Raw genomic sequence first — 23,956 nt, 5'->3', positions numbered from 1 at the left:
CCGCATTCATATTCGTGAACTACTGTCCACCCTTTTGAACGAAAGAACGCACAAAGTCCTCTGCGTTCTCCTCGAGTACGTCATCGATCTCGTCCAGAACCGAGTCGACATCGTCGCTCAGCTTCTCCTGGCGCTCCTTGAGGTCCTCGGACGCCTGCGCGTCCTGCGCCTGCTCCTCGACCTCCTCGGTGGAACGCGTCGCCTTCTGCTGTCCGCCGCCGGTGTCCTTGGTCGCCATATAGCTCACCCCGCTCGGTTCGAAGCACTTGATCAGACCCTACCTACGGGGTCCGACATTGGCCCGGTAGTTGTCTCAACGTCCGGGGGTCATCCCGATGTTTCCCCGATCGCGGCACTTTCAGCCGCCCGACAGCACCTGGACCAGCTCTTCCGCCGTGCGGCAGCGGTCCAGGAGCTCCTTGACGTGATCACGGGTACCGCGGAGCGGTTCCAGGGTGGGTACCCGTTGCAGTGAGTCATGACCCGGTACATCAAAGATGACCGAGTCCCAGGAGGCCGCGGCCACGTCGTCCGCGTACTGCTCCAGGCAGCGGCCGCGGAAATAGGCCCTGGTGTCCTCCGGAGGCTTCGTACGGGCTTTCTCGACCGCGTCGTCATCCAGCAGGCGCTTCATCTTCCCGCGGGCCGCCAGACGGTTGTAGAGGCCTTTCTCGGCCCTCACATCGGCGTACTGGAGATCCACCAGGTGCAGGCGCGCCGCGTCCCAGTCCAGACTGTCCCGACGGCGGTAGCCCTCCATGAGCTCCCGCTTCGCGATCCAGTCGAGCTCGCCGGCCAGGCTCATCGGATCGTTCTCCAGCCGGTTGAGGGTGTCCTCCCAGCGAATCAGGACGTCCTTGGTCTGCTCGTCGGCGTCCACCCCGTACCGTTCCTCGACGTACTTGCGGCCCAGCTCGAAGTACTCCATCTGGAGCTGCACCGCGGTGAGCGTACGGCCGCTACGCAGCGTGATCAGATGCTTCAGTGCCGGGTCGTGGGAGACGTGGTGCAGAGTGCGCACCGGCTGGTCGACCGCGAGGTCGACGTTGATGAAGCCGTCCTCGATCATGGAGAGGACCAGGGCGGTGGTACCGAGCTTGAGATAGGTGGAGATCTCCGAGAGGTTGGCGTCGCCGATGATCACATGGAGCCGGCGGTACTTCTCGGCATCGGAGTGGGGCTCGTCGCGGGTGTTGATGATGGGACGCTTGAGGGTGGTCTCCAGCCCGACCTCGACCTCGAAGTAGTCGGCGCGCTGACTGATCTGGAAGCCGTGCTCGTGGCCGTCCTGGCCGATTCCTACGCGTCCCGCTCCGGTGACCACCTGGCGGGAGACGAAGAACGGGGTCAGATGGCGCACGATGTCGGAGAAGGGGGTTTCCCGCTTCATGAGGTAGTTCTCGTGCGTGCCGTACGAGGCACCCTTGTTGTCGGTGTTGTTCTTGTAGAGGTGAATCGGCTGGGCGCCCGGAAGCTGCGCCGCGCGTTCGGCCGCCTCGGCCATGATGCGTTCGCCGGCCTTGTCCCAGAGGACCGCATCCCGCGGATTGGATACTTCCGGAGAGCTGTATTCGGGGTGCGCGTGGTCGACGTAGAGGCGGGCCCCGTTGGTGAGGATGACATTGGCGAGGCCGATGTCCTCGTCGGTGAGCTGGCTGGAGTCCGCGGTCTCGCGGGCGAGGTCGAAACCTCGCGCGTCCCGCAGCGGGTTCTCCTCCTCGAAGTCCCAGCGGGCGCGGCGCGCCCGGTGCATCGCGGCTGCGTAGGCGTTGACGATCTGGGATGAGGTGAGCATGGCATTGGCGTTGGGGTGGCCGGGGACGGAGATCCCGTACTCCGTCTCGATGCCCATTACTCGCCGTACGGTCATGCGACCCTCCTTGCCCGGCGGCGCTCCCTTGAGGGGCGGCGCTCAAGTACCGCTGCTTGTCCGGTGCGTGTGCGGCGCCCGTCCCCGCACTGCGCGACCGGGCGGTACGCAAGAGCCTAGAGCGACTCTGTGCTGGTGGGGAGATCAATTACGTCATTGCTGCGGTGTCGCGTGAGCTGTCCGGAAAGCAGTCGGCTGCGGATGCCCGACCGGGCATCCGCAGCCGGTCTGCGTTCTACAGGTACTGCCCGGTATTCGCCACCGTGTCGATGGATCGACCGGTGTCTGCGCCCTGCTTTCCGGTGACAAGCGTACGGATGAAGACGATCCGCTCGCCCTTCTTTCCGGAGATCCTGGCCCAGTCGTCCGGGTTCGTGGTGTTCGGCAGGTCCTCGTTCTCCTTGAACTCGTCCACGCAGGCCTGGAGGAGATGGGAGACGCGCAGGCCCTTCTGCCCCTGGTCGAGGAAGGCCTTGATGGCCATCTTCTTGGCCCGGTCGACGATGTTCTGGATCATCGCGCCGGAGTTGAAGTCCTTGAAGTAAAGGACTTCCTTGTCGCCGTTGGCGTACGTGACCTCGAGGAAGCGGTTCTCCTCGGACTCGGTGTACATCCGCTCGACGACCGACTGGATCATGGCGTGCGCGGCGGATTCCTTGGAGCCGGCGTGCTCCGTGAGGTCGTCCGCGTGCAGGGGCAGCGAAGGCGTGAGGTACTTCGCGAAGATGTCCTTCGCGGCCTCTGCGTCCGGGCGCTCGATCTTGATCTTCACATCGAGGCGGCCGGGGCGCAGGATCGCGGGGTCGATCATGTCCTCGCGGTTGGAGGCGCCGATGACGATGACGTTCTCCAGGCCCTCGACACCGTCGATCTCGGCGAGCAGCTGGGGGACGATGGTGTTCTCCACGTCCGAGCTGACACCGGATCCCCGGGTGCGGAAGAGGGATTCCATCTCGTCGAAGAAGACGATGACGGGGGTTCCCTCGCTCGCCTTCTCACGGGCACGCTGGAAGACCAGGCGGATGTGCCGCTCGGTCTCACCGACGTACTTGTTGAGGAGTTCCGGGCCCTTGATGTTGAGGAAGTAGCTCTTGCCCGCGGGCTGGCCGGTGACTTCGGCGACCTTCTTGGCAAGGGAGTTGGCCACTGCCTTGGCAATGAGTGTCTTGCCGCAGCCGGGCGGCCCGTAGAGCAGGATGCCCTTGGGCGGCCGCAGTTCGTGTTCCTTGAAGAGGTCGGGGTGGAGGTAAGGGAGCTCGACCGCGTCCCGGATCAGCTCGATCTGCTCGCCCAAGCCGCCGATCTTGTCGTAGTCGATGTCCGGCACTTCTTCGAGGACGAGCTCTTCGACCTCGCTCTTGGGGACGACTTCGTAGACATAGCCGGACCTGGGTTCGAGCAGCAGGGCGTCGCCGGGACGGATGGTGATGTCCAGCAGCGGCTCGGCGAGCCGTACCACCCGTTCCTCGTCGGTGTGGCCGATGACCAGAGCCCGCTCGCCGTCCTCAAGGATTTCCTTCAGGGTGACGATGTCCCCGGCCCGCTCGAATTCCATGGCGTCGACCACGTTGAGCGCTTCATTGAGCATGACTTCCTGGCCGCGCCGGAGGTCGTCGAGCTCGACACTGGGGCTGACATTCACCCGGAGCTTTCGGCCGCCGGTGAAGATGTCGCAGGTGCCGTCCTCATTGCCCTGCAAAAACACACCGAAACCGGCCGGCGGCTGTGCGAGCCGGTCGACTTCTTCCTTGAGGGCCACGATCTGATCGCGGGCCTCGCGGAGTGTGTTGGCAAGCCGCTCATTCTGCGCGGACACGCCTGCCAGGTTGGTCTGCAGCTCGACGATCCGCTCTTCGAGAATCCTCGTATGGCGCGGAGAGTCGGCGAGCTTACGTCGCAGGACGGCGATTTCCTGCTCGAGATAGGCGACCTGGCCGGCTGGGTCTTCGGACCCCCGCCCGGGCCGGATGCCGCGGTTGATTTCGTCGTCGTGGGCTGCCACGGTCCTCACCTCCTCCAAGGGGAGCTGGACGCTTCCTGACCCTACCTGGGTGGGTGATGATTGAAACCCCTAGATCACAAAGACTGCGGGGCGTGTCCGATCTTCACCCTTGCGTTCCCCCTCGTGTCAGGGGCATACCCACCCTTCAACATCGGAAAGCGGCCGGTTGTATCGTCGAACCGTTCAACACCCGTCAGGGCTGGCTACTTTTGGTCCGGATACGCAGGAAACGGCAGGAGAAATGACCGTGCAGCAGGACGCTCCCACCGGCAGCGGGACTCAGGACCTGGAGGTCTGGATCGACCAGGACCTCTGCACGGGAGACGGTATCTGCGTGCAGTACGCACCCGAGGTGTTCGAGCTGGACATCGACGGTCTGGCGTATGTGAAGAGCAGCGACGACGAACTGCTGCAGGACAAGGGCGCGACGACGCCCGTACCGCTGCCGCTTCTTCAGGATGTGGTCGATTCGGCCAAGGAGTGCCCGGGTGACTGCATCCATGTACGTCGCGTTTCGGACAGGGTCGAGGTGTACGGGCCCGAGGCCGACTGATCCGGCGGTCCGGGCGGACGATCACGCGTAGTGACGACTCAGGCGCTGCTCGGGGCGGCCTGGTCGGCGCGGACGAATGCGCCGCCCTGCCACTGCCAGGTGACCTTTTCCTGCTGGTCGGGGCAGCAGCGCGGTACTGCGGCCGAGGAGTAGCCGAGCAGGGTGGCGGAGATGATTCCGTCGCGCACCGCGAAATCGCCGACGCTCAACTTCTGGGCGGGGTCCACCAGGGTCGCCACGACCCGGGGTGCGGCCCCGCTTCCTTGTGTGAGTACGTAGACACCACTGGGCGGGGTGCCGGACCCGGCCGCGCAGTGGACCACGGCGACGGTCTCGGGGCGGCTGTCGCCGTCGAGGTCGCCGGGCGCCTGTTTGGCCACGGTGTTCTCCAGCCCGCCGCATTCCAGAGGGAAGGTCGCCCGCTCCGGATCGGGTGCTGCGACGGGCGCGGTGCCGTGCTGCGCGGCGGTGCGGTGGGGGGGCGAGGCGGATGCCTTGGCGTCCGGCTGGAGCATGCCGGAGGCTGCGACGACAGCGGCCATGGCTGTCGCGACGGCTAGCCAGTGCAGCGGCTTGGTGTGGGTGTGCGCGAGGTCCGGGAGCTCGGAGGTCTGCACGCGGGATGTCTCCTGTGGTTCCTGTGGTTCGAGTATGCCTGGGTGGGCGGTGCCGCCGGTGGGGCGTCCGCGGTGGCGTGGGGGTGGCCAGCATCGTGCCACACCTCACAGAGCAGGGGAACGGTGGGGTCGCCGCGGATGCGCTTGCGTAGCGGCAACGAAGAGGCGCCGCCGCCGAGTTCCCGGGTCGGTCCGGGAACTCGGCGGCGGCGCCGGTACGTTGTGCGGCTCAAACGGCGCGAGCCCGCTCCCTATCGCCCCCCAGGTCGTAAGCCTGTCGGGTGACTTTCGATCGGAGAGCGGACGCGGCGTGGTGCGCGCGATTCCAGGCGCCGGGATGCCTCGGACGGGGCCTCCCCCGCTCCTTGAGAGCCTGCGGCACCAGGTCATTTCGGCAATGCCGGGAGCATGCGTGCCACGCCGTGGCCGCCCGGTCAGGGTGTTACCCAACAGGCTCTCAGCCGCGGGAGGAGCCGCTCTGGCTACCGGGACCGTCGTAGTCCTCGCCGTAGGCGCCCTTGGCGGGGCGGCGGCGGCGCAGCGGGGCCTCCACACCGTCGGCCAGGCGGCGGGCGGTGACGAGGAAGCCGGTGTGACCGATCATGCGGTGGTCCGGGCGGACGGCCAGGCCCTCGACGTGCCAGTTGCGGATCATCGATTCCCAGGGCTGCGGTTCGGCGAAGCAGCCGATCTCCCGGATGGACTCGACGGTCCGCGCGAGCTGGGTGGTGGTCGCGACGTATGCGCAGAGGATGCCGCCGGGCACGAGCGCCTTGGAGACGGCGTCCAAGCACTCCCAGGGGGCGAGCATGTCGAGGATGACCCGGTCGACGTCGGTGTCGGAGAGGTTGTCCTGGAGGTCGCCGACGGTGAGCTGCCAGGCGGGGTGTGGTTCGCCGAAGTAGCGTTCCACGTTCTGCTGGGCGATCTCGGCGAAGTCCTCGCGGCGCTCGTAGGAATGCAGCATGCCCTGGTCGCCGATGGCGCGCAGCAGGAAGGTGGAGAGCGAGCCGGAGCCGACGCCGGCTTCCACGACGCGGGCGCCGGGGAAGATGTCGGCGAAGGCCAGGATCTGCCCCGCGTCCTTGGGGTAGACCACGGCGGCGCCGCGGGGCATGGACAGGACGTAGTCGGGGAGCAGGGGGCGCAGCGCGAGGTAGGCGACGTTTCCCGTGGTTCGGACAACACTGCCCTCGGGAGCACCGATCAGCTCGTCGTGCGGGAAAGAACCCTTGTGGGTGTGGAAATTCTTTCCGGCTTCGAGCGTGAAGGTGTAGTGGCGTCCCTTGGGATCGGTGAGCTGGACCTGGTCCCCGACCTTGAAGGGCCCGCGTCGGCGGGCGGCACCGGTCGGTTCAGACATGTGACCAGCGTACCGGTGATTCCCCGCGCTCCGACCGCGAGCCCGGTGGATGCCGGAGGGTCAGGCGGCGGGCCTGGCCAGAGCGGCGACGAATGCCCGTTCGACATCGGCGGTGGACAGCACACCGTAGATCTCGCCGGTCTCCTCGAGGACGAGGTATTCGGTGGCCGGGTTGGCCTTGAGCCTGTCCAGGAGTGCTTCGCCGGCCAGCTCGGCGGAGATCTTCATGCCCTCGGTGAGGTCTTGGGCGAGGCCGCTGACGGCGACCCAGGGGCGACGGTGTTCGGGGACGGAGACAATAGCCGTCTCGCGGACGACGGCCTGGGGTTCGCCGTGCCCGTCGACGACGACGAGGGCGCGGGCGCCCGCCTCGTTGGCCCGGCGCAGGGCCTCGGAGAGCGGGGTGGCCGCCTCCACCGGGACAGCGCGCCTGGTGAGGGTGCGGGCACGCAGTTCGGGGAGGTGTTCGCGCAGGCGGGCCATGCGCAGGCTGTTGCCCGCTCCGGTCCAGATGATGGCGGCGAGGATGGCGGCGAGCAGGGCGTCGCTGACGGTGTCCACGCCGCTGAGGTCTCGGGGGTTGTTCCCGAAGGAGCCGGTGTGGGTGAGTACCGGGAGGCCGACGAGGGTGACGACGGCGAGCGCGCGCCCGACCCAGGCGGCGGCGACGGTGCCGCTCATCGGCCGCCCGGTGATCTTCCAGACGACGGCGCGAAGCATACGTCCGCCGTCGAGCGGGAGGCCGGGGAGGAGGTTGAAGGCGGCCACCAGGAGGTTGGAGATCATCAGTCCGGCGAGAAGGACGCCGGGCACGGTGCCGGGCGCGACGAACGTCATCCCTGCGTAGAAGAGCCCTGCGAGCACCAGGGAGAGCAGAGGGCCGACGAAGGCGAGAACGAATTCGCGGCCGGGGGTCTCGGACTCCTTCTCGATCTCGGAGACGCCGCCGAAGAACTGGAGCTGGATGCGGCGCACCGGGAGCTTGTAGCGCAGCGCGACGACCGTGTGGGCGAGTTCGTGGACGAGTACGGAGGCGTAGAAAGCGACCGCGAAGAAGAGGGAGACCAGATAGCGAGCCGCGCCTAGCTCGGGCAGCACCCGTTCCAGCTGACCGCCGAAGACCCAGGTGATCAGTGCGGCCACGAGGAACCAGCTGGGCGCGACGTACACGGGCACGCCGAAGGGGCGGCCCATGAGCAGGCCACCGCCGGGCTCTTCGGGGCGCCGCGGTTCGCCCTTCTCGGGGCCGGCGCCGGGGGCCGGTCCCCCCACGCCGGGCTGCGGCCGCCCGTTGTTGCCGCTCTCGTCCACGAGGTCCCTTCGGTCGGTGCCGTACGGCACGATCATGCAGTGCTCGAGGCTGTGTGGTCGATGGTATGCCGCCGGCTGTCAGTGGCGGGCCGTAGGGTCTTCGACATGACCTCCCTGCCGCGGCCTCCTCAGCCGCCTTCGTCCCTGTCGCCGTCGCGGGCGAGCGATTTCATGCAGTGCCCTCTGCTGTACCGCTTCCGGGTCATCGACAAGCTGCCGGAGAAGCCCAGCGAAGCAGCGACCCGGGGCACGCTGGTGCATGCGGTACTTGAGCGGCTCTTCGACAACCCGGCGGTGGAACGCACGGCCGGCCGGGCCACGGCGCTGATCCCCGCCCAGTGGGGCCGGCTGCTGGAGTCGAAGCCGGAGCTGTCGGAGCTGTTCGCGGAGGATGCGGGGGGCGAGCGGCTGGCGCGTTGGCTCTCGGAGGCTGAGAGCCTGGTGGAGCGGTGGTTCTCGTTGGAGGATCCGACGCGCCTGGAGCCCGCCGAGCGGGAGCTGTTCGTCGAGACGGAGCTGGAGTCGGGGCTGCGGCTGCGCGGGGTGATCGACCGCATCGATGTGGCGCCGACGGGCGAGGTCCGGATCGTCGACTACAAGACGGGGAAAGCGCCGCGCCCCGAGTACGCGGAGGGCGCGCTCTTCCAGATGAAGTTCTATGCCCTGGTGATCTGGCGGCTGAAGGGTGTGGTACCGCGCCGGCTCCAGCTCGTCTATCTCGGCAGCGGCGACATCATGACGTACGACCCGGTGGTGGCGGATCTGGAGCGCGTTGAGCGGAAGCTGCTGGCGCTCTGGGACGCGATCCGGCTGGCGACGGAGACGGGCGAGTGGCGGCCCCGGCCGACGAAGCTCTGCGGCTGGTGCGACCACCAGTCGGTCTGCCCCGAATTCGGTGGAACTCCCCCTGTCTATCCGTTGTCGGTACGCCCGGCGGAGCCGGAGCAGGATGCCCAGGGCAGAATGGATCCGGTCCGTGCTGAGGCCGGCCGGCCTGTGGCCCTCGAAGGACCTTAAGGAGACCCTGTGGCTATCCGCGTCCTACTGGTCGATGACCAACCGCTGCTACGCACCGGCTTCCGGATGATTCTGGAGGCGGAGGGGGATCTCGCGGTGGTGGGCGAGGCCGGTGACGGCCTCCAGGCTCTCGACCAGGTGCGGGCGCTGCAGCCCGATGTGGTGCTGATGGACATCCGCATGCCGCGGATGGACGGCGTCGAGGCGACGCGTCAGATCACCGGTCCCGGCCGGGACGGTCCGGCGAAGGTACTGGTGCTGACCACGTTCGATCTCGACGAGTACGTGGTGGAGGCGCTGCGCGCCGGTGCCAGCGGCTTTTTGTTGAAGGACGCTCCGGCCAACGAGCTGGTGCAGGCCATCCGCGTGGTCGCTGCGGGCGAGGCGATGCTCGCTCCGAGCATCACCCGCAGGCTGCTCGACAAGTACGCGGACCATCTGCCGTCCGGCGAGGAGCCGGTGCCCGACACCCTTCACACGCTGACGGACCGTGAGGTCGAGGTGCTGAAGCTGGTGGCGCGCGGTCTGTCGAATGCGGAGATCGCCGCGGATCTGTTCGTCAGTGAGACGACGGTCAAGACGCATGTCGGCCATGTGCTGACCAAGCTCGGTCTGCGTGACCGGGTGCAGGCGGCTGTGTACGCGTACGAGAGCGGCCTGGTGCGCCCCGGCGCCCAGTGAGCGGGTCAGCGGGCGGACCGGGAAACGGCCCTGGAATCAGCTCCGCCCCGGCCGGGTTCGGCCGGGGCGTCTTCCGTGCTCAGACGGTGCCGTCGCCCAGCTCCCAGAGCTGAAGATCGGCGGAGGAGTTGACCGCCCACTCGACGCCGGTGAGGTCCTCACGGGAGGCGGCATACTGCTTGCCCTGCCAGATCGGCAGTACGGGGACGTCGTTGGCAACGAGGTCCTGGAGCTGCTGGAAGGTCTTGGTCGAGGCGCTGCGGTCGGTCTCGCGGCGGGACTGCGGGATGAGCGTCTTCTGAGCCAGTTCCGACTTGTAGGGCGTGTTGAGGAAGTTGTTCTTGTCCAGGAACGGGGCCATGTAGTTGTCGGGGTCCGGGAAGTCGGGGGACCAGCTCATGCCGTAGACCGCGTAGTCGCCGCGCACCTGCGCGGGGCGGTACTTCTCCCACGCGGTGCCCTTGACGGTGACGTCGAACAGCCCGGTGTCGTTGAACTGCCTCTTCAGGGTCTCGAACTCGGTCGCGGTGGCGGCGCCGTAGTAGTCGGCCGTGTAGTGCAGGGTGAGCTTCACCGGGGTGTCGATGCCCGCGTCGCGCAGGATCGCCGCGGCCTTCGTGGTGCTGGGCTCGCCGTACTTGTTGTAGAACGAGTTGGTGTGCGTGGTGATACCGGACGGGATCAGCGAGTACAGCGGCTCGGCCGTGGTGCCGTACACCTTGCTCACGATCTCGCCACGGTCGATGACCTGGGCCATGGCCTGGCGGACGGCCCTGTTCTTCACGGCCGGGTCGTCGGTGTCGAAGCCGAGACAGCTGATGGCGAGGCCGGGCAGTTCGGTGAGCTTGATTCCGTCCGTGGGGTTTTCGAGTAGCTGCTGGGACTGCTTGGGCGACATGGTGCGCGTCATCATGTCGATCTTCTTGTCGTCGAGGGCCTTCCCCATCGCCTGCGCGTCGGGGAAGAGTTCCAGCGCGACCTTGTCGTTCCGCATCTTCAGATCGCCCTTGTAGCGAGGGTTCCTGGTGAAGATCACCTTGACGACCCGATTGTGCTCGACTTCCGGCTTCATGACGTACGGACCGGAGCCGTCCACCTGGAATCCGGCCCGCGCGGACTTCGCTGCGTATTTGCTCCGCGGCACGATCCCGGCGGCCGGGGTGGCGAGCTTGTACGGGAACGTGGCGTCCGGCGTGCGGAGATGGAAGATGACCTCCCGCTCGCCCCGTGTCTCGACCGTGTCGATGTTGGCAAGCAGGGCGGCGGGCCCGTTGGCAGCGTTGATGCGGATGACGCGGTCGATGGAGTACTTCACGTCGTCGGCGGTGACAGCCTTGCCGTCGGCGAACTTCAGACCACTGCGCAGTTTGCAGCGGTAGCTCTCGTTCTGCGTGTCCGTGAAGGTGCAGCTCTCCGCGGCTTCGGGTACCGGCTCGCCCCCGCCGCGCGGCACATGCACCAGGGTCTGCACGGTCTGCCGGAGCACATTCCATACGCCCGCTTCGTAGCCGATGGCGGGGTCGAACGGTGCGGGGTTGTCCTTGGAGGCGACGAACTGGTCCGTGGTGCCGACAACGATGGCGTCCTTGCCATCGCCCCCGCCGCCCGACGCGCCGCAGGCGGCGAGTGCGGGTGCGAGCAGGCCGACGACGGCCGGCAGCACCAGAGTCTTGCGGTTCATCGTGGACGCTCTCCCTCATCCGTGCATTGAGGAAGCGACATTAGTAGGCGTCGTCGGCAATTCCGGACCAGAGATGTCCCCATCTTCAATCAGACGGTGATGGCAAATGGCGACGAGGTGTTCTCCCCAGTCAGGAAGGTTTCGTACAGAACATCACCAATCGGGACACTTCGACACCCCGGAACGGACACCTCGGTGGATCTTGAGGAGCCTTTGAGGTCATCCGGGTGACATAGTTCACGCCCGGAGCATTTCCTGCCCTTTGCCGTGCGCCCGGCCTGCACACCCTTGCGTACGACAGAAAATGCACCATCCGGCACCCAGAGCTTTTCGATTCATTCACAGAAACACTCTCGGTGCGCGGATCACTGCATTCCTGTGACCAGGCCCCGGAGAAATGTGAGGTCGACTTCTTCGAGCGAACGTACGACCGCCCGCCCGGACGCGGGGGCGATCGGTGCGACGGACGGTACGGCGACCACCCGGCAGCCCGCGGCCTCCGCAGCCGCGACGCCGGTCGCGGTGTCCTCGATGACCGCACAGAGCTCGGGGACGGCCCCGAAGCCGGACGCGGCGGTGAGATAGGGCTCCGGGTGCGGCTTGGTGCGGGAGACTTCGTCGCCCGCGACGGTGAGGGCGAAGTGGTGCCGGCCCACCGATTCCAGCACCCGGTCGATGATCCGCCGGTGCGAGGCGGAGACCAGGGCGGTGGGAATCTCGTGCCTGGCCAGTTCGGCCAGCAGCCGTGCCGCGCCCGGCATCAGCGGCACCCCGCGACCGATACGCCTCTCGAAGCGGTCGTTGAGCAGCACGGTGAGTTCGGCGAGGGTGATGTCCGCGCCGGTGACATCCATGAGGTACCCGGCGCTGCGGGTCATCGGCCCGCCGACCACCACGTCCCGCCAGGCCTCGTCGAGCTGGTGCCCGAGCTCGGCGAAGACCTCCACCTCGGCGTCCCACCAGAAGCCCTCGGTGTCGACGAGCGTGCCGTCCATGTCGAGCAGGACGGCCTGCAGCACGGCGCCTTCGGCCGTGCGGGTCATGGACGCGGGAACCGTGCTGGTCATCCGGCACACCTTCCGTAAGGGACGAGAAGGCCGACCGCCATTTCCCGTGGGAAGGGCGACCGGCCTTCACTGGACCGACCAGTGTACGACTTGTCCTGCTACCGCGCGCTGAACGGCGTCCTACCGCGCGTTGAAGTACTTCGCCTCCGGGTGGTGGATGACGATCGCGTCGGTGGACTGCTCCGGGTGCAGCTGGAATTCCTCCGAGAGATGCACACCGATCCGCTCGGGCTGGAGCAGCTCGGCGATCTTCGACCGGTCCTCGAGGTCGGGGCAGGCCCCGTAGCCGAGCGAGAAGCGCGCGCCGCGGTACTTCAGCGCGAACATGTCCTCGACATCGGCGGGGTCCTCGCCGCCGAAGCCGAGCTCGGAGCGGACCCGGGCGTGCCAGTACTCGGCGAGGGCCTCGGCCAGCTGTACGGACAGGCCGTGCAGCTCCAGGTAGTCGCGGTAGGAGTTGGCCTCGAAGAGCTTGGCGGTCTCGCCGCCGATCTTCGAACCGACGGTGACGACCTGGAGACCGATCACGTCCGTCTCGCCGGACTCCTCCGGGCGGAAGAAGTCCGCGAGGCAGAGGCGGCGGCCCCGGCGCTGGCGCGGGAAGGTGAAGCGGGTGCGCTCGGAGCCGTCCTCGTGGAGCAGGATCAGGTCGTCGCCCTTGGAGACGCAGGGGAAGTAGCCGTAGACGACGGCGGCTTCCAGCAGGTTCTCGGTGTGGAGCTTGTCGAGCCAGCCGCGCAGATGCGGGCGGCCCTCGGTCTCGACGAGCTCCTCGTACGTCGGCCCGTCACCGGCGCGGGCCTGCTTGAGGCCCCATTGGCCCTTGAAGAGCGCACCCTCGTCCAGCCAGGACGCGTACTCCTTGAGCTGGATGCCCTTGACGACGCGGGTGCCCCAGAACGGCGGGGTGGGGACGGGGTTGTCGACGGCGACGTCGGAGCGGACGCCCTCCTCGGGCTCGTCGACCTCCAGGACCGCCGTGTCTCGCCTGGGGACGCGGCGCTGCTTGAGTTCGGGGAGGGCGGCACCGGGGACGCCGCGCTTGACCGAGACGAGGGCGTCCATCAGGCGCAGCCCCTCGAACGCGTCGCGGGCGTAGCGGACCTCGCCGTCGTAGATCTCGTGGAGGTCCTGCTCGACGTAGGCCCGGGTGAGTGCCGCGCCGCCGAGGATGACGGGGAAGTCGGCGGCCAGCTTGCGCTGGTTCAGCTCCTCCAGGTTCTCCTTCATGATCACGGTGGACTTCACCAGGAGGCCGGACATGCCGATGACGTCGGCGCGGTGCTCCTCGGCGGCTTCCAGGATCGCGGAGACGGGCTGCTTGATGCCGAGGTTGACGACGTTGTAGCCGTTGTTGGACAGGATGATGTCGACGAGGTTCTTGCCGATGTCGTGGACGTCGCCGCGGACGGTGGCCAGGACGATGGTGCCCTTGCCCTCGGTTTCGGACTTCTCCATGTGCGGCTCCAGGTAGGCGACCGCGGTCTTCATCACCTCGGCGGACTGGAGCACGAACGGCAGCTGCATCTGGCCGGAGCCGAAGAGCTCGCCGACGACCTTCATGCCCTCCAGGAGGGTGTCGTTGACGATGTCGAGTGCAGGGCGGGTCTGCAGGGCCTCGTCGAGGTCGCTCTGCAGACCGTTCTTCTCGCCGTCGATGATGCGGCGCTGGAGGCGCTCGTCGAGCGGCAGGGCGGCCAGTTCCTCGGCCTTGCCCGCCTTCATGGACTTCGTGCTGACGCCCTCGAAGAGCTCCATGAGCTTCTGGAGGGGGTCGTAGCCTTCGGCGCGGCGGTCGTAGACGAGGTCGAGCGCGACCTTGACCTGTTCCTCGTCGAGGCGTGCGATCGGCAGGATCTTGGAGGCGTGCACGATCGCGGAGTCGAGACCGGCCTTGACGCACTCGTCGAGGAAGACGGAGTTCAGCACGACGCGGGCGGCCGGGTTGAGCCCGAAGGAGATGTTGGACAGTCCGAGCGTGGTCTGCACGTCGGGGTGGCGCTTCTTCAGTTCGCGGATGGCACCGATGGTGGCGATGCCGTCGCCCCGGGACTCCTCCTGACCGGTGCAGATGGTGAAGGTCAGGGTGTCGACGAGGATGTCCGACTCCTTGATGCCCCAGTTGCCGGTCAGGTCCTCGATGAGCCGCTCGGCGACGGCGACCTTGTGCTCGACGGTGCGGGCCTGGCCCTCCTCGTCGATGGTCAGGGCGATCAGCGCTGCGCCGTGCTCGGCGGCCAGTGCGGTGACCTTGGCGAAGCGCGACTCGGGTCCGTCACCGTCCTCGTAGTTGACGGAGTTGAGAACGGCACGGCCGCCGAGCTTCTCCAGACCGGCCCGCAGGACGGGCAGTTCGGTGGAGTCGAGCACGATCGGGAGGGTGGAGGCGGTGGCGAAGCGGCCGGCCAGCTCCTCCATGTCCGCCACACCGTCGCGGCCCACGTAGTCGACGCAGAGATCGAGCATATGGGCGCCCTCGCGGATCTGCTCGCGGGCCATCTCCACGCAGTCGTCCCAGCGAGCCTCCAGCATGGCCTCGCGGAACTTCTTCGACCCGTTGGCGTTCGTACGCTCACCGATCGCCAGGTACGAGGTGTCCTGGCGGAACGGAACGGTCTGGTACAGCGACGCGGCTCCCGGCTCGGGGTGCGGGGTGCGGGGGGCGATGGCGACGCCGCGGACCCGCTCGACGACCTGGCGCAGGTGCTCCGGGGTCGTACCGCAGCAGCCGCCGACCAGCGAGAGGCCGTACTCCTGGACGAACGTCTCCTGGGCGTCGGCGAGCCCCTCGGGGCCGAGGGGGAAGTGTGCCCCGTCCTTGGTGAGCACCGGCAGTCCGGCATTCGGCATGCAGAGCAGCGGGATACGGGAGTGGCGTGTGAGGTAGCGCAGGTGCTCGCTCATCTCGGCGGGGCCGGTCGAGCAGTTCAGACCGATCATGTCGACGCCGAGCGGTTCCAGCGCGGTCAGCGCGGCCCCGATCTCGGAGCCGAGGAGCATGGTTCCGGTGGTCTCGAACGCCAGCGAACACAGCACCAGGAGGTCGCTGCCCATCGCCTCCAGGGCGCGCCGCGCGCCCAGTACGGCGGCCTTGGTCTGCAGCAGGTCCTGCGTCGTCTCGATGATGAGCGCGTCCGCGCCGCCGGCGATCAGGCCCTCGGCGTTCTGCTGGAAGCCGTCCCGCAGCACCGTGTAGGGAGCGTGCCCCAGCGTCGGCAGCTTCGTGCCCGGGCCCATGGAGCCGAGCACCCAGCGCTGCTGTCCGGTGGAGGCGGTGAACTCGTCGGCGACCTCGCGGGCGATGCGCGCGCCGGACTCGGAGAGCTCGTGGATCCGCTCGGCGACGTCGTACTCGCCCAGGGCGGAGGCGTTGGCCCCGAAGGTGTTCGTCTCGACGCAGTCCACGCCGACGGCGAAGTACTCCTCGTGCACGGAGCGCACGATGTCGGGGCGCGTGACGTTCAGGACCTCGTTGCAGCCTTCGAGGTTCTGGAAGTCCTCGAGGGTGGGGTCCTGCGCCTGGAGCATGGTGCCCATGGCACCGTCGGCCACCACCACCCGGGTGGCAAGTGCCTCGCGGAGGGCTTCGGCTCGGTTCCGGCTGTCGGCGGAAGGGGTCGGCGACGAGGCCATGGATGTACTCCCTGGGATGCGACGGCTGTCGGCTTTGCGTCTTCGGCGGAAGGCGCACCAGGCCAGCGTAGCCGGGCGACGCCCAGGGCTGTCACTCCGTACCCCGGAACGGACGGCATGCTGTGCGGAGGGATGCCCTGATCACAGTGGTACCGCAGTTTTTCTGTGTGATCGAGCACAGGTCGACATCGACCGATAGTGTTCAGCATTGTCGAATCGAGGTGGAGGAGTACGGCGCGATGGCCAAGAACATCCAGTCGCTGGAGCGGGCGGCGGCGATGCTGCGCCTGCTGGCAGGCGGCGAGCGTCGGCTGGGGCTGTCCGATATCGCCTCTTCGCTGGGCCTGGCCAAGGGCACCGCACACGGCATCCTGCGCACGCTCCAGCACGAGGGCTTCGTCGAGCAGGACACGGCGTCCGGCCGCTATCAGCTGGGCGCCGAACTGCTGCGCCTGGGCAACAGCTATCTGGACGTCCACGAGCTGCGGGCCCGCGCGCTCGTCTGGACGGACGACCTGGCCCGCTCCAGCGGCGAGAGCACCCATCTGGGGGTCCTGCACCAGCAGGGCGTCCTCATCGTCCACCACGTCTTCCGGCCCGACGACAGCCGGCAGGTCCTGGAGGTCGGGGCCATGCAGCCGCTGCACTCCACGGCCCTGGGCAAGGTGCTCTCGGCGTACGACCCGGTGGCGCACACCGAGGCCCTGGAGGCCGAGCGGCAGTCCTTCACGCCGCACACCGTCACCGATCCGGAGGAGTTCGAGGCGATGCTCGACCTCATCCGGGCCCGCGGCTGGGCGGCCGATGTGGAGGAGACCTGGGAGGGAGTGGCCGCGGTGGCCGCCCCGATCCACGACCGGCGGCGGATGCCGGTCGGCGCGGTGGCCGTGACCGGAGCGGTGGAGCGGGTCTGCGCGGACGGGACGCTGCGCCCCGAGCTGATCGCCGCGGTGCGGGACTGCGCGCGTGCGGTCTCCAGGGATCTGGGCGCCCGGCGCTTCTGACCGGCACGGCGGGTGATCGTTGCCGATGAGCTGTCGGTAACGATCGAGTTATAGGCCACACAACCCTTGACGTCTGATTCACCTGGAAGAAACACTGCCGTTCACCGGTCGGCATTGTCGAACAGGTAACGGAAATAAGCGTTATGGTGTGACAGCGCCAAGGGCCGGAAAACGCCCTCACATGAGGGCGCGGACCACCGGAGGGACCCGGGGTTCGGCTTCCCTGGACTAACGACAAAGGAGTCGCGGGTGTCCAGCTCCGACATCTTCATCGGCGAGACCATAGGTACCGCCGTACTCATCCTGCTGGGCGGCGGTGTCTGTGCGGCAGTCACGCTCAAGCGCTCCAAGGCGCAGAACGCCGGCTGGCTCGCCATCACCTTCGGGTGGGGTTTCGCCGTGCTGACCGGCGCGTATCTGGCCGGTGGCGTTTCCGGCGCGCATCTCAATCCTGCGGTCACGATCGGTCTCGCGATCAAGGGCGGCACCGAGTGGGGCGACGTACCGCTGTACCTCGGCTCCCAGATGCTCGGCGCGATGATCGGCGCGGCGCTGGTCTGGCTGACGTACTACGGGCAGTTCCGGGCGCATCTCACCGATCCGGAGATCCTGGGCGCCCAACCGGGTGAAGAGGCCGTGGTCGACCAGGCCTCCGCCCCGAAGGCGGGCCCGGTGCTGGGCATCTTCTCCACCGGCCCCGAGATCCGGCACGCGGTGCAGAACCTCGTCACCGAAATCATCGCCACCGTCGTGCTCGTCCTGGCAATCCTCACCCAGGGCCTCAACGACGAGGGCAACGGCCTGGGTACGCTCGGCGCACTCGTCACCGCTCTGGCCGTCGTCGGTATCGGTCTCTCGCTCGGCGGGCCGACGGGTTACGCAATCAACCCGGCTCGCGACCTCGGTCCGCGTATCGTGCACGCGCTGCTGCCACTGCCGAACAAGGGCGGTTCCGACTGGGGCTACGCATGGGTCCCGGTCGTCGGACCGCTCATCGGCGGCGCGATCGCGGGCGGGCTCTACAACGTCGCCTTCGCCTGAGCCGTCGGCTACAGAGCCGTAACCCTCCAGACCACACAGACTTCCGGGAGCACACCGTGACCGACGCACACACCACCGGCCCGTTCATCGCGGCCATCGACCAGGGCACCACCTCCAGCCGCTGCATCGTCTTCGACAAGGACGGCCGGATCGTCTCCGTCGACCAGAAGGAGCACGAGCAGATCTTCCCGAAGCCGGGCTGGGTCGAGCACAACGCGACCGAGATCTGGGAGAACGTCCAGGAGGTCGTGGCCGGCGCGATCGTCAAGGCGGGCATCACCGCCGCCGATGTGAAGGCGATCGGCATCACCAACCAGCGCGAGACCACGCTGCTCTGGGACAAGAACACCGGCGAGCCCGTCCACAACGCCCTGGTCTGGCAGGACACCCGCACCGACGCGCTCTGCAAGGAGCTCGGCCGCAACGTGGGCCAGGACCGCTTCCGCCGCGAGACCGGTCTGCCGCTCGCCTCGTACTTCGCGGGCCCCAAGGTCCGCTGGCTGCTCGACAACGTCGAGGGACTGCGCGAGCGCGCGGAGCGCGGCGACATCCTCTTCGGCACCATGGACTCCTGGGTCATCTGGAACCTGACCGGCGGCACCGACGGCGGCGTCCATGTCACCGACGTCACCAACGCCTCACGCACCCTCCTGATGAACCTGCACACCCTCGCGTGGGACGACAAGATCCTTTCGTCGATGGAGATCCCGGCGGCCGTGCTGCCCGAGATCCGCTCCTCCGCCGAGGTGTACGGCACCGCCAAGGGCGGCGTCCTGGACGGTGTCCCGGTCGCCTCCGCGCTCGGCGACCAGCAGGCGGCCCTCTTCGGCCAGACCTGCTTCTCCAAGGGCGAGGCCAAGTCCACGTACGGCACCGGCACCTTCATGCTGATGAATACCGGTGAGACACCCGTCAACTCGTACAACGGACTGCTGACGACGGTCGGTTACCGGATCGGTGACCAGAAGCCGGTGTACGCCCTGGAGGGCTCCATCGCCGTCACGGGTTCGCTGGTGCAGTGGATGCGCGACCAGATGGGTCTGATCAAGTCCGCGGCCGAGATCGAGACCCTGGCCTCGTCGGTCGAGGACAACGGCGGCGCCTACTTCGTGCCCGCCTTCTCGGGTCTGTTCGCCCCGTACTGGCGCTCCGACGCCCGCGGTGTCATCGCCGGTCTGACCAGGTACGTCACCAAGGCGCACATCGCCCGTGCGGTCCTGGAGGCCACCGCCTGGCAGACCCGCGAGATCACCGACGCCATGACGAAGGACTCCGGTGTCGAGCTCGCCGCCCTGAAGGTCGACGGCGGCATGACCTCCAACAACTTGCTGATGCAGACACTCGCCGACTTCCTGGACGCACCCGTGGTGCGGCCGATGGTCGCCGAGACGACCTGCCTCGGCGCCGCCTACGCCGCCGGTCTCGCCGTCGGCTTCTGGCCGGACACCGACGCGCTGCGCGCCAACTGGCGCCGGGCCGCCGAGTGGACACCCCGCATGGCCGCGGACACCCGCGACCGCGAGTACAAGAGCTGGCTCAAGGCCGTGGAACGGACCATGGGCTGGCTCGAAGACAGCTCAGTCGAGGAGTAATCACAATGACCACCCTGCAGAGCGTCCCGTCACTCGGGACGCACCCGGCCTCCGGCTCCCTTCCGAGCCGCGCCGAAACTCGGGAGCAGCTCTCCAAGGCGACGTACGACCTCCTGGTGATCGGTGGTGGCATCCTGGGCATCTCCACGGCCTGGCACGCCGCGCAGTCCGGGCTGCGGGTGGCCCTGGTGGACGCCGGCGACTTCGCCGGCGCCACCTCCTCCGCCTCCTCCAAGCTCCTCCACGGCGGTCTGCGCTACCTGCAGACCGGCGCGGTGAAGCTGGTCGCGGAGAACCACTTCGAGCGGCGCGCGGTGTCCCGTCAGGTCGCCCCGCACCTGGCGAATCCGCTCACCTTCTACCTGCCCGTCTACAAGGGCGGCCCGCACGGCGCGGCGAAGCTCGGTGCCGGTGTGTTCGCGTACTCGGCGCTCTCCGCGTTCGGTGACGGGGTCGGGCATGTGATCAGCCCGGCGAAGGCTCGGCGCGATGTGCCGGAGTTGCGTACGGACAATCTGAAGGCCGTCGCGGTCTACGGCGACGACCAGATGAACGATGCCCGGATGGCGCTGATGACGGTCCGAGCGGCCGTCGACGCGGGGGCGGTCGTCCTGAACCACGCGGCGGTGACCGGGCTGCGGTTCACCAAGGGCCGGGTGACGGGCGCCGACCTGGAGGACCGCACGGACGGCACGGAGTTCGGCGTCGACGCCCGCCTCGTGCTGAACGCCACCGGCCCGTGGGTCGATCACCTGCGCAAGATGGAGGACCCGAACGCTGCGCCTTCGATACGTCTGTCCAAGGGCGCGCACCTGGTGCTGAAGCGCACCCGTCCCTGGAAGGCCGCGCTGGCCACACCGATCGACAAGTACCGCATCACGTTCGCCCTGCCGTGGGAGGACATGCTGCTTCTCGGTACGACGGACGAGGAGTACGAGGGCGATCCGGCGGACGTCGCGGTCAACGAGAAGGACACCGCGCAGATCCTCGACGAGGCGGCGTTCTCCATCAAGGACCAGCAGTTGTCGCGCGATCTGATCACTTACTCCTTCGCGGGCCTGCGGGTGCTGCCGGGCGGCCCGGGCGACACGTCCAAGGCCAAGCGGGAGACGGTCGTGACGGAGGGCCGCGGCGGGATGCTGTCGGTCGCGGGCGGCAAGTGGACGACATTCCGCCACATCGGCCGTACGGTGATGAACAAGCTGGCCTCGCTCCCCGGGCACCCCCTCGCACAGGACATGCAGCCGATCTCGCACCTCCCGAAGAAGCTCCCGCTGCCCGGCATCGCCAACCCGAACGCGGTGGCGCACCGGCTGCTGGTCGACGGCGGCACACCCGGTCCGCGCATGGCTGCCGACACGGCCCGTCACCTCGCCACGCACTACGGCTCACTCTCCTTCGACATCGCACGGCTGGCGAACGAGAAGCCGGCGCTGGCCGAGCGCATCCACCCGGACGCGCCGGAGATCTGGGCGCAGGTCGCCTACGCACGTGATCACGAGTGGGCCGAGACGGCGGACGATGTGCTGCGCCGCCGCACGACGCTGACGATCCGGGGTCTGGCGACGGACGAGATCCGGGCCGGCGTCGAGTCCATGCTCGGCGACCGGAGCTGACGGGGTCGCACGCATACGGGCCGGGGCGGCTCCCACGTGGGAGCCGCCCCGGCCCGTATGCGTCGGGAGGACCGCGGTCCGGTGAACGCGCCGCGGGTCGGGCTCACCCGGCTGTGCGCAGGGGCTGCGGCAAGAGTGGCCGGAAGCCGTAAGGTTGGTGCGTACGCAAGGGAACTTCGGAAGGAGGCCTGGGTGATCGAGCTCGAGGGGGTTCCCGAGCTGATCGACCCGGTCATGGTGGCCGCGTTCGAGGGATGGAACGACGCAGGTGACGCCGCTTCGACGGCGGTCGCGCATCTGGACCGGCAGTGGAAGGGCGAGGTGTTCGCGGCGCTGGACGCCGAGGACTACTACGACTTCCAGGTCAACCGGCCGACAGTCTGGCTGGACGGCGGGGTACGCAAGATCACCTGGCCGACCACCCGGCTCTCCGTGGTCCGCATCGGCGGGGACAAGCCCCGCGATCTCGTCCTGGTACGCGGTATCGAGCCGTCCATGCGCTGGCGCTCGTTCTGCAACGAGATCCTGGGCTTCGCCCATGAGTTGGGCGTGGAGATGGTGGTGGTCCTGGGCGCACTGCTCGGCGACACCCCGCACACCCGCCCGGTACCGGTCAGCGGAGTCACCTCCGACCCGGATCTGGCGCGGGCCATGGACCTGGAGGAGACCAGGTACGAAGGTCCGACGGGCATCGTCGGCATCCTCCAGGAGGCGTGCACGCACGCGGGCGTGCCCGCGGTGAGCCTGTGGGCGGCGGTGCCGCACTATGTGTCGCAGCCGCCCAACCCGAAGGCGACCCTCGCGCTGCTGAACCGCCTGGAGGACCTCCTCGGTCTGCGCATCCCGCTGGGCGAGCTGCCCGAGGACGCGCGCGCCTGGCAGCTCGGTGTCGACCAACTGGCCGCCGAGGACAGCGAAGTGGCGGAGTACGTGCAGACGCTGGAGGAGGCCCGGGACACCGCGGAGCTTCCCGAGGCGAGCGGCGAGGCCATCGCCCGGGAGTTCGAGCGCTATCTGCGCCGCCGGGACGTCGGTCCGGGTCAGGCGCCCAACGCACATGCGACGGAGAGCGGCGACGCCTCGTATCTGCGCGACACCTCCAGCGGGCGCACCCGTCCGCCGAAGCCGGCCCGGCCGGACACCGGGGGCGAGCCGGGCGCCGGGCGGCAGTCATCGGCCGACAAGGCGAACGCGGACAGCGATGACGACGGCCCACAGGATTCGTCGGAGGAATCCTCGGAGGACTGATGAGACCTGCGGAGCGCCGGGCGGGTGCATCCTCGCCCGGCGCTCCTGTGCTGTCCGGCACCGGGCCCCGTGATGACGGCGTCAGCCCCAGCAAGGCTGCAACTGCCGCCGCTCTGATGCGCGTTGATGATTGCATGGAGCGCTTCGAGCGCTTGACCACGGACAGAACGGAACCGGCCCTGAACTTCGTCGAGAAGTCCAAGGCCGGCTCATGGGGCGGCGTTCAGCAAGTTGTCACCGCGCGCGACATTTACGGGCGACGCTAGTGCCTCGACAGGGCAAACCTTGCCGGTCGCGGCACTAGAGTGCGACGCCCAGCAGCGCGTCGACGGTGCGCGAGACGAGGCCGGGTGCGCCCTCGTCCGTGCCGCCCTCGGCGTTCTGACGCTCGGCCCAGCGGTCCACGGCGGCCAGCGCGGCCGGTGCGTCCAGGTCGTCGGCGAGGGCCTCGCGGACCTCCTCGACCAGGGCCTCGGCGGGCAGTCCGTCGGGCCGGGAGACGGCGGATCGCCACCGTCCGAGCCGCTCGACGGCATCGGCGAGCACCTGATCGGTCCACTCCCAGTCGGACCGGTAGTGGTGCGACAGCAGGGCGAGGCGGATCGCCGCCGGGTCCACGCCGTCATGACGCAGCTTGGAGACGAAGACCAGGTTGCCCTTGGACTTGGACATCTTCTCGCCGTCCAGAGCGACCATTCCGGCGTGCACATACGCCTGGGCGAACGGGTGCTCGCCGGTCAGCACCTGAGCGTGCGAGGCGCCCATCTCGTGGTGCGGGAAGGCGAGGTCGGACCCGCCTCCCTGGACATCGAAGCCCATGCCGAGGTGGTCCAGAGCGATGGCGACGCACTCGATGTGCCAGCCCGGCCGGCCGGGGCCGAGCGAGGCGCCGTCCCAGCTCGGCTCGCCCTCACGGGCGGCCATCCAGAGCATCGGGTCGAGCGGGTTCTTCTTGCCCGGGCGCTCCGGGTCGCCGCCGCGCTCGGCGGAGAGCAGCCGCATCGCCTCGGCGTCGAGATTCGAGACCTCGCCGAAGTGCGGGTCGGTCTCGACGGAGAAGTACACGTCCCCGTCCAGTTCGTAGGCGGCTCCGGCGTCCCGGAGCCGCTCGACGAGCGGGACGATGCCCGGTATCGCCTCGACGGCACCGATGTAGTGCTTCGGGGGGAGCATGCGCAGGGCAGTCATGTCCTCGCGGAACAGGGCCGTCTCGCGCTCGGCGAGCTCGGTCCAGTCCTGACCGTCGCGCACGGCCCGCTCCAGCAGCGGGTCGTCCACGTCGGTCACGTTCTGGACATAGTGAACCTGCCGCTTGGTGTCGAGCCACACGCGCTGAACGAGATCGAACGCGTTGTAGGTCGCCGCATGACCCATGTGGGTCGCGTCGTACGGCGTGATGCCGCAGACATAGATACGGGCGACGGGACCGGGGTCAAGAGTGATCCGTCCGCCGGTCGCGGTGTCGTGGATCCGAAGGTCGCGGCCCTTGCCGGGCAGGGCGGGGACCTCAGAAGCGGGCCAGGCATGCATGCCACGAGCGTAACCGGATGCATGTTCCGGATACGAACCGGATGCCGGATCCTGACCGGATAGACGGTCTTGCGCGGCGTGGGTTCATCTGCCCGGGTCGGGCCCCCGTCCGCGCCCCCGCTCCTCAATC

General features: G+C 68.3%; 18 protein-coding genes. 8 read left to right on the top strand and 10 right to left on the bottom strand.

What is annotated here, in order from left to right; genetic code table 11:
- Positions 1-19: 19 nt before the first annotated feature.
- From ACH4EW_RS16740 to arc, 3 genes are all read right to left on the bottom strand, one after another.
- On the bottom strand, positions 20-238 hold the full coding sequence (locus ACH4EW_RS16740; RefSeq protein ID WP_016325855.1) for a ubiquitin-like protein Pup: 219 nt from the start codon (positions 236-238) through the stop codon (positions 20-22).
- Between the two features lie 120 nt (positions 239-358).
- Positions 359-1,870, bottom strand: a complete 1,512-nt coding sequence (gene dop, locus ACH4EW_RS16735; RefSeq protein ID WP_398257238.1) for a depupylase/deamidase Dop — start codon at positions 1,868-1,870, stop codon at positions 359-361.
- 235 nt (positions 1,871-2,105) lie between these two features.
- Positions 2,106-3,872 carry a proteasome ATPase gene (gene arc / locus ACH4EW_RS16730; protein WP_398257235.1) on the bottom strand — a complete coding sequence of 589 codons (1,767 nt, stop codon included), beginning with the start codon at positions 3,870-3,872 and terminating at the stop codon, positions 2,106-2,108.
- 241 nt (positions 3,873-4,113) lie between these two features.
- On the opposite strand from arc, the gene ACH4EW_RS16725 reads away from it, so the two are divergent.
- On the top strand, positions 4,114-4,425 hold the full coding sequence (locus tag ACH4EW_RS16725) for a ferredoxin (RefSeq protein ID WP_398257232.1): 312 nt from the start codon (positions 4,114-4,116) through the stop codon (positions 4,423-4,425).
- Between the two features lie 38 nt (positions 4,426-4,463).
- Here the strand turns inward: ACH4EW_RS16725 and ACH4EW_RS16720 are convergent, their stop codons facing one another.
- The 3 genes from ACH4EW_RS16720 to ACH4EW_RS16710 all read right to left on the bottom strand — a co-directional run bounded on the left by ACH4EW_RS16720 (position 4,464) and on the right by ACH4EW_RS16710 (position 7,716).
- Positions 4,464-5,042: a hypothetical protein gene (locus ACH4EW_RS16720; protein ID WP_398257229.1), complete on the bottom strand. Its 579-nt coding sequence runs from the start codon at positions 5,040-5,042 to the stop codon at positions 4,464-4,466.
- A gap of 457 nt (positions 5,043-5,499) precedes the next feature.
- Complete coding sequence (locus ACH4EW_RS16715; RefSeq protein WP_351203080.1) at positions 5,500-6,405, bottom strand: tRNA (adenine-N1)-methyltransferase; 906 nt, start codon at positions 6,403-6,405, stop codon at positions 5,500-5,502.
- Positions 6,406-6,465: 60 nt separating this feature from the next.
- Positions 6,466-7,716, bottom strand: coding sequence for a site-2 protease family protein (locus ACH4EW_RS16710; RefSeq protein ID WP_398257655.1), 1,251 nt, complete (start codon positions 7,714-7,716; stop codon positions 6,466-6,468).
- A 171-nt stretch (positions 7,717-7,887) separates the two neighbouring features.
- Here ACH4EW_RS16710 and ACH4EW_RS16705 point away from each other — a divergent pair, with 171 nt between their 5' ends.
- Together ACH4EW_RS16705 and ACH4EW_RS16700 are read left to right on the top strand one after the other, a co-directional pair.
- Complete coding sequence (locus ACH4EW_RS16705; RefSeq protein WP_398257653.1) at positions 7,888-8,733, top strand: RecB family exonuclease; 846 nt, start codon at positions 7,888-7,890, stop codon at positions 8,731-8,733.
- A gap of 9 nt (positions 8,734-8,742) precedes the next feature.
- Positions 8,743-9,414: a response regulator transcription factor gene (locus tag ACH4EW_RS16700; RefSeq protein WP_093541287.1), complete on the top strand. Its 672-nt coding sequence runs from the start codon at positions 8,743-8,745 to the stop codon at positions 9,412-9,414.
- Between the two features lie 79 nt (positions 9,415-9,493).
- Here ACH4EW_RS16700 and ACH4EW_RS16695 read toward each other — a convergent pair whose 3' ends face one another.
- From ACH4EW_RS16695 to metH, 3 genes are all read right to left on the bottom strand, one after another.
- Positions 9,494-11,095 (bottom strand): ABC transporter substrate-binding protein, encoded by a 1,602-nt coding sequence (locus tag ACH4EW_RS16695; RefSeq protein WP_398257225.1) that lies wholly within the window; start codon positions 11,093-11,095, stop codon positions 9,494-9,496.
- Between the two features lie 365 nt (positions 11,096-11,460).
- Positions 11,461-12,162: an HAD family hydrolase gene (locus ACH4EW_RS16690; RefSeq protein ID WP_398257222.1), complete on the bottom strand. Its 702-nt coding sequence runs from the start codon at positions 12,160-12,162 to the stop codon at positions 11,461-11,463.
- Between the two features lie 120 nt (positions 12,163-12,282).
- On the bottom strand, positions 12,283-15,795 hold the full coding sequence (gene metH, locus ACH4EW_RS16685; RefSeq protein WP_398257219.1) for a methionine synthase: 3,513 nt from the start codon (positions 15,793-15,795) through the stop codon (positions 12,283-12,285).
- Between the two features lie 239 nt (positions 15,796-16,034).
- Between metH and ACH4EW_RS16680 the strand changes: the two genes are divergently transcribed.
- From ACH4EW_RS16680 to ACH4EW_RS16660, 5 genes are all read left to right on the top strand, one after another.
- Complete coding sequence (locus ACH4EW_RS16680) at positions 16,035-16,799, top strand: IclR family transcriptional regulator (protein WP_398257216.1); 765 nt, start codon at positions 16,035-16,037, stop codon at positions 16,797-16,799.
- 249 nt (positions 16,800-17,048) lie between these two features.
- Positions 17,049-17,840 carry an MIP/aquaporin family protein gene (locus ACH4EW_RS16675; protein WP_398257213.1) on the top strand — a complete coding sequence of 264 codons (792 nt, stop codon included), beginning with the start codon at positions 17,049-17,051 and terminating at the stop codon, positions 17,838-17,840.
- Between the two features lie 56 nt (positions 17,841-17,896).
- Complete coding sequence (glpK, locus tag ACH4EW_RS16670) at positions 17,897-19,432, top strand: glycerol kinase GlpK (RefSeq protein WP_398257210.1); 1,536 nt, start codon at positions 17,897-17,899, stop codon at positions 19,430-19,432.
- 5 nt (positions 19,433-19,437) lie between these two features.
- On the top strand, positions 19,438-21,048 hold the full coding sequence (locus tag ACH4EW_RS16665; protein ID WP_398257207.1) for an FAD-dependent oxidoreductase: 1,611 nt from the start codon (positions 19,438-19,440) through the stop codon (positions 21,046-21,048).
- A 192-nt stretch (positions 21,049-21,240) separates the two neighbouring features.
- A complete protein-coding gene (locus tag ACH4EW_RS16660; RefSeq protein WP_398257204.1) occupies positions 21,241-22,296 on the top strand; it encodes a PAC2 family protein in 1,056 nt (351 codons plus the stop codon).
- Between the two features lie 300 nt (positions 22,297-22,596).
- Here the strand turns inward: ACH4EW_RS16660 and mshC are convergent, their stop codons facing one another.
- Entirely contained in the window at positions 22,597-23,826 is a 1,230-nt protein-coding gene (gene mshC / locus ACH4EW_RS16655; RefSeq protein WP_398257201.1) for a cysteine--1-D-myo-inosityl 2-amino-2-deoxy-alpha-D-glucopyranoside ligase, read from the bottom strand.
- Positions 23,827-23,956 lie beyond the last annotated feature (130 nt).

It is taken from the genome of Streptomyces sp. NPDC018000 (assembly GCF_044328025.1).
Taxonomy (GTDB): Bacteria; Actinomycetota; Actinomycetes; order Streptomycetales; family Streptomycetaceae; genus Streptomyces.
Note: the sequence above shows the minus strand (reverse complement) of the source record. Positions and strands in the feature narration are given on the sequence as shown.

Coding starts and splice junctions, on each gene's coding strand:
- ACH4EW_RS16740 (WP_016325855.1), bottom strand. CDS start 238: ATGGCGACCAAGGACACCGGCGGCGGACAGCAGAAGGCGACGCGTTCC.
- dop (WP_398257238.1), bottom strand. CDS start 1,870: ATGACCGTACGGCGAGTAATGGGCATCGAGACGGAGTACGGGATCTCC.
- ACH4EW_RS16725 (WP_398257232.1), top strand. CDS start 4,114: ATGACCGTGCAGCAGGACGCTCCCACCGGCAGCGGGACTCAGGACCTG.
- ACH4EW_RS16715 (WP_351203080.1), bottom strand. CDS start 6,405: ATGTCTGAACCGACCGGTGCCGCCCGCCGACGCGGGCCCTTCAAGGTC.
- ACH4EW_RS16705 (WP_398257653.1), top strand. CDS start 7,888: ATGCAGTGCCCTCTGCTGTACCGCTTCCGGGTCATCGACAAGCTGCCG.
- ACH4EW_RS16695 (WP_398257225.1), bottom strand. CDS start 11,095: ATGAACCGCAAGACTCTGGTGCTGCCGGCCGTCGTCGGCCTGCTCGCA.
- ACH4EW_RS16690 (WP_398257222.1), bottom strand. CDS start 12,162: ATGACCAGCACGGTTCCCGCGTCCATGACCCGCACGGCCGAAGGCGCC.
- metH (WP_398257219.1), bottom strand. CDS start 15,795: ATGGCCTCGTCGCCGACCCCTTCCGCCGACAGCCGGAACCGAGCCGAA.
- ACH4EW_RS16680 (WP_398257216.1), top strand. CDS start 16,035: ATGGCCAAGAACATCCAGTCGCTGGAGCGGGCGGCGGCGATGCTGCGC.
- ACH4EW_RS16665 (WP_398257207.1), top strand. CDS start 19,438: ATGACCACCCTGCAGAGCGTCCCGTCACTCGGGACGCACCCGGCCTCC.
- mshC (WP_398257201.1), bottom strand. CDS start 23,826: ATGCATGCCTGGCCCGCTTCTGAGGTCCCCGCCCTGCCCGGCAAGGGC.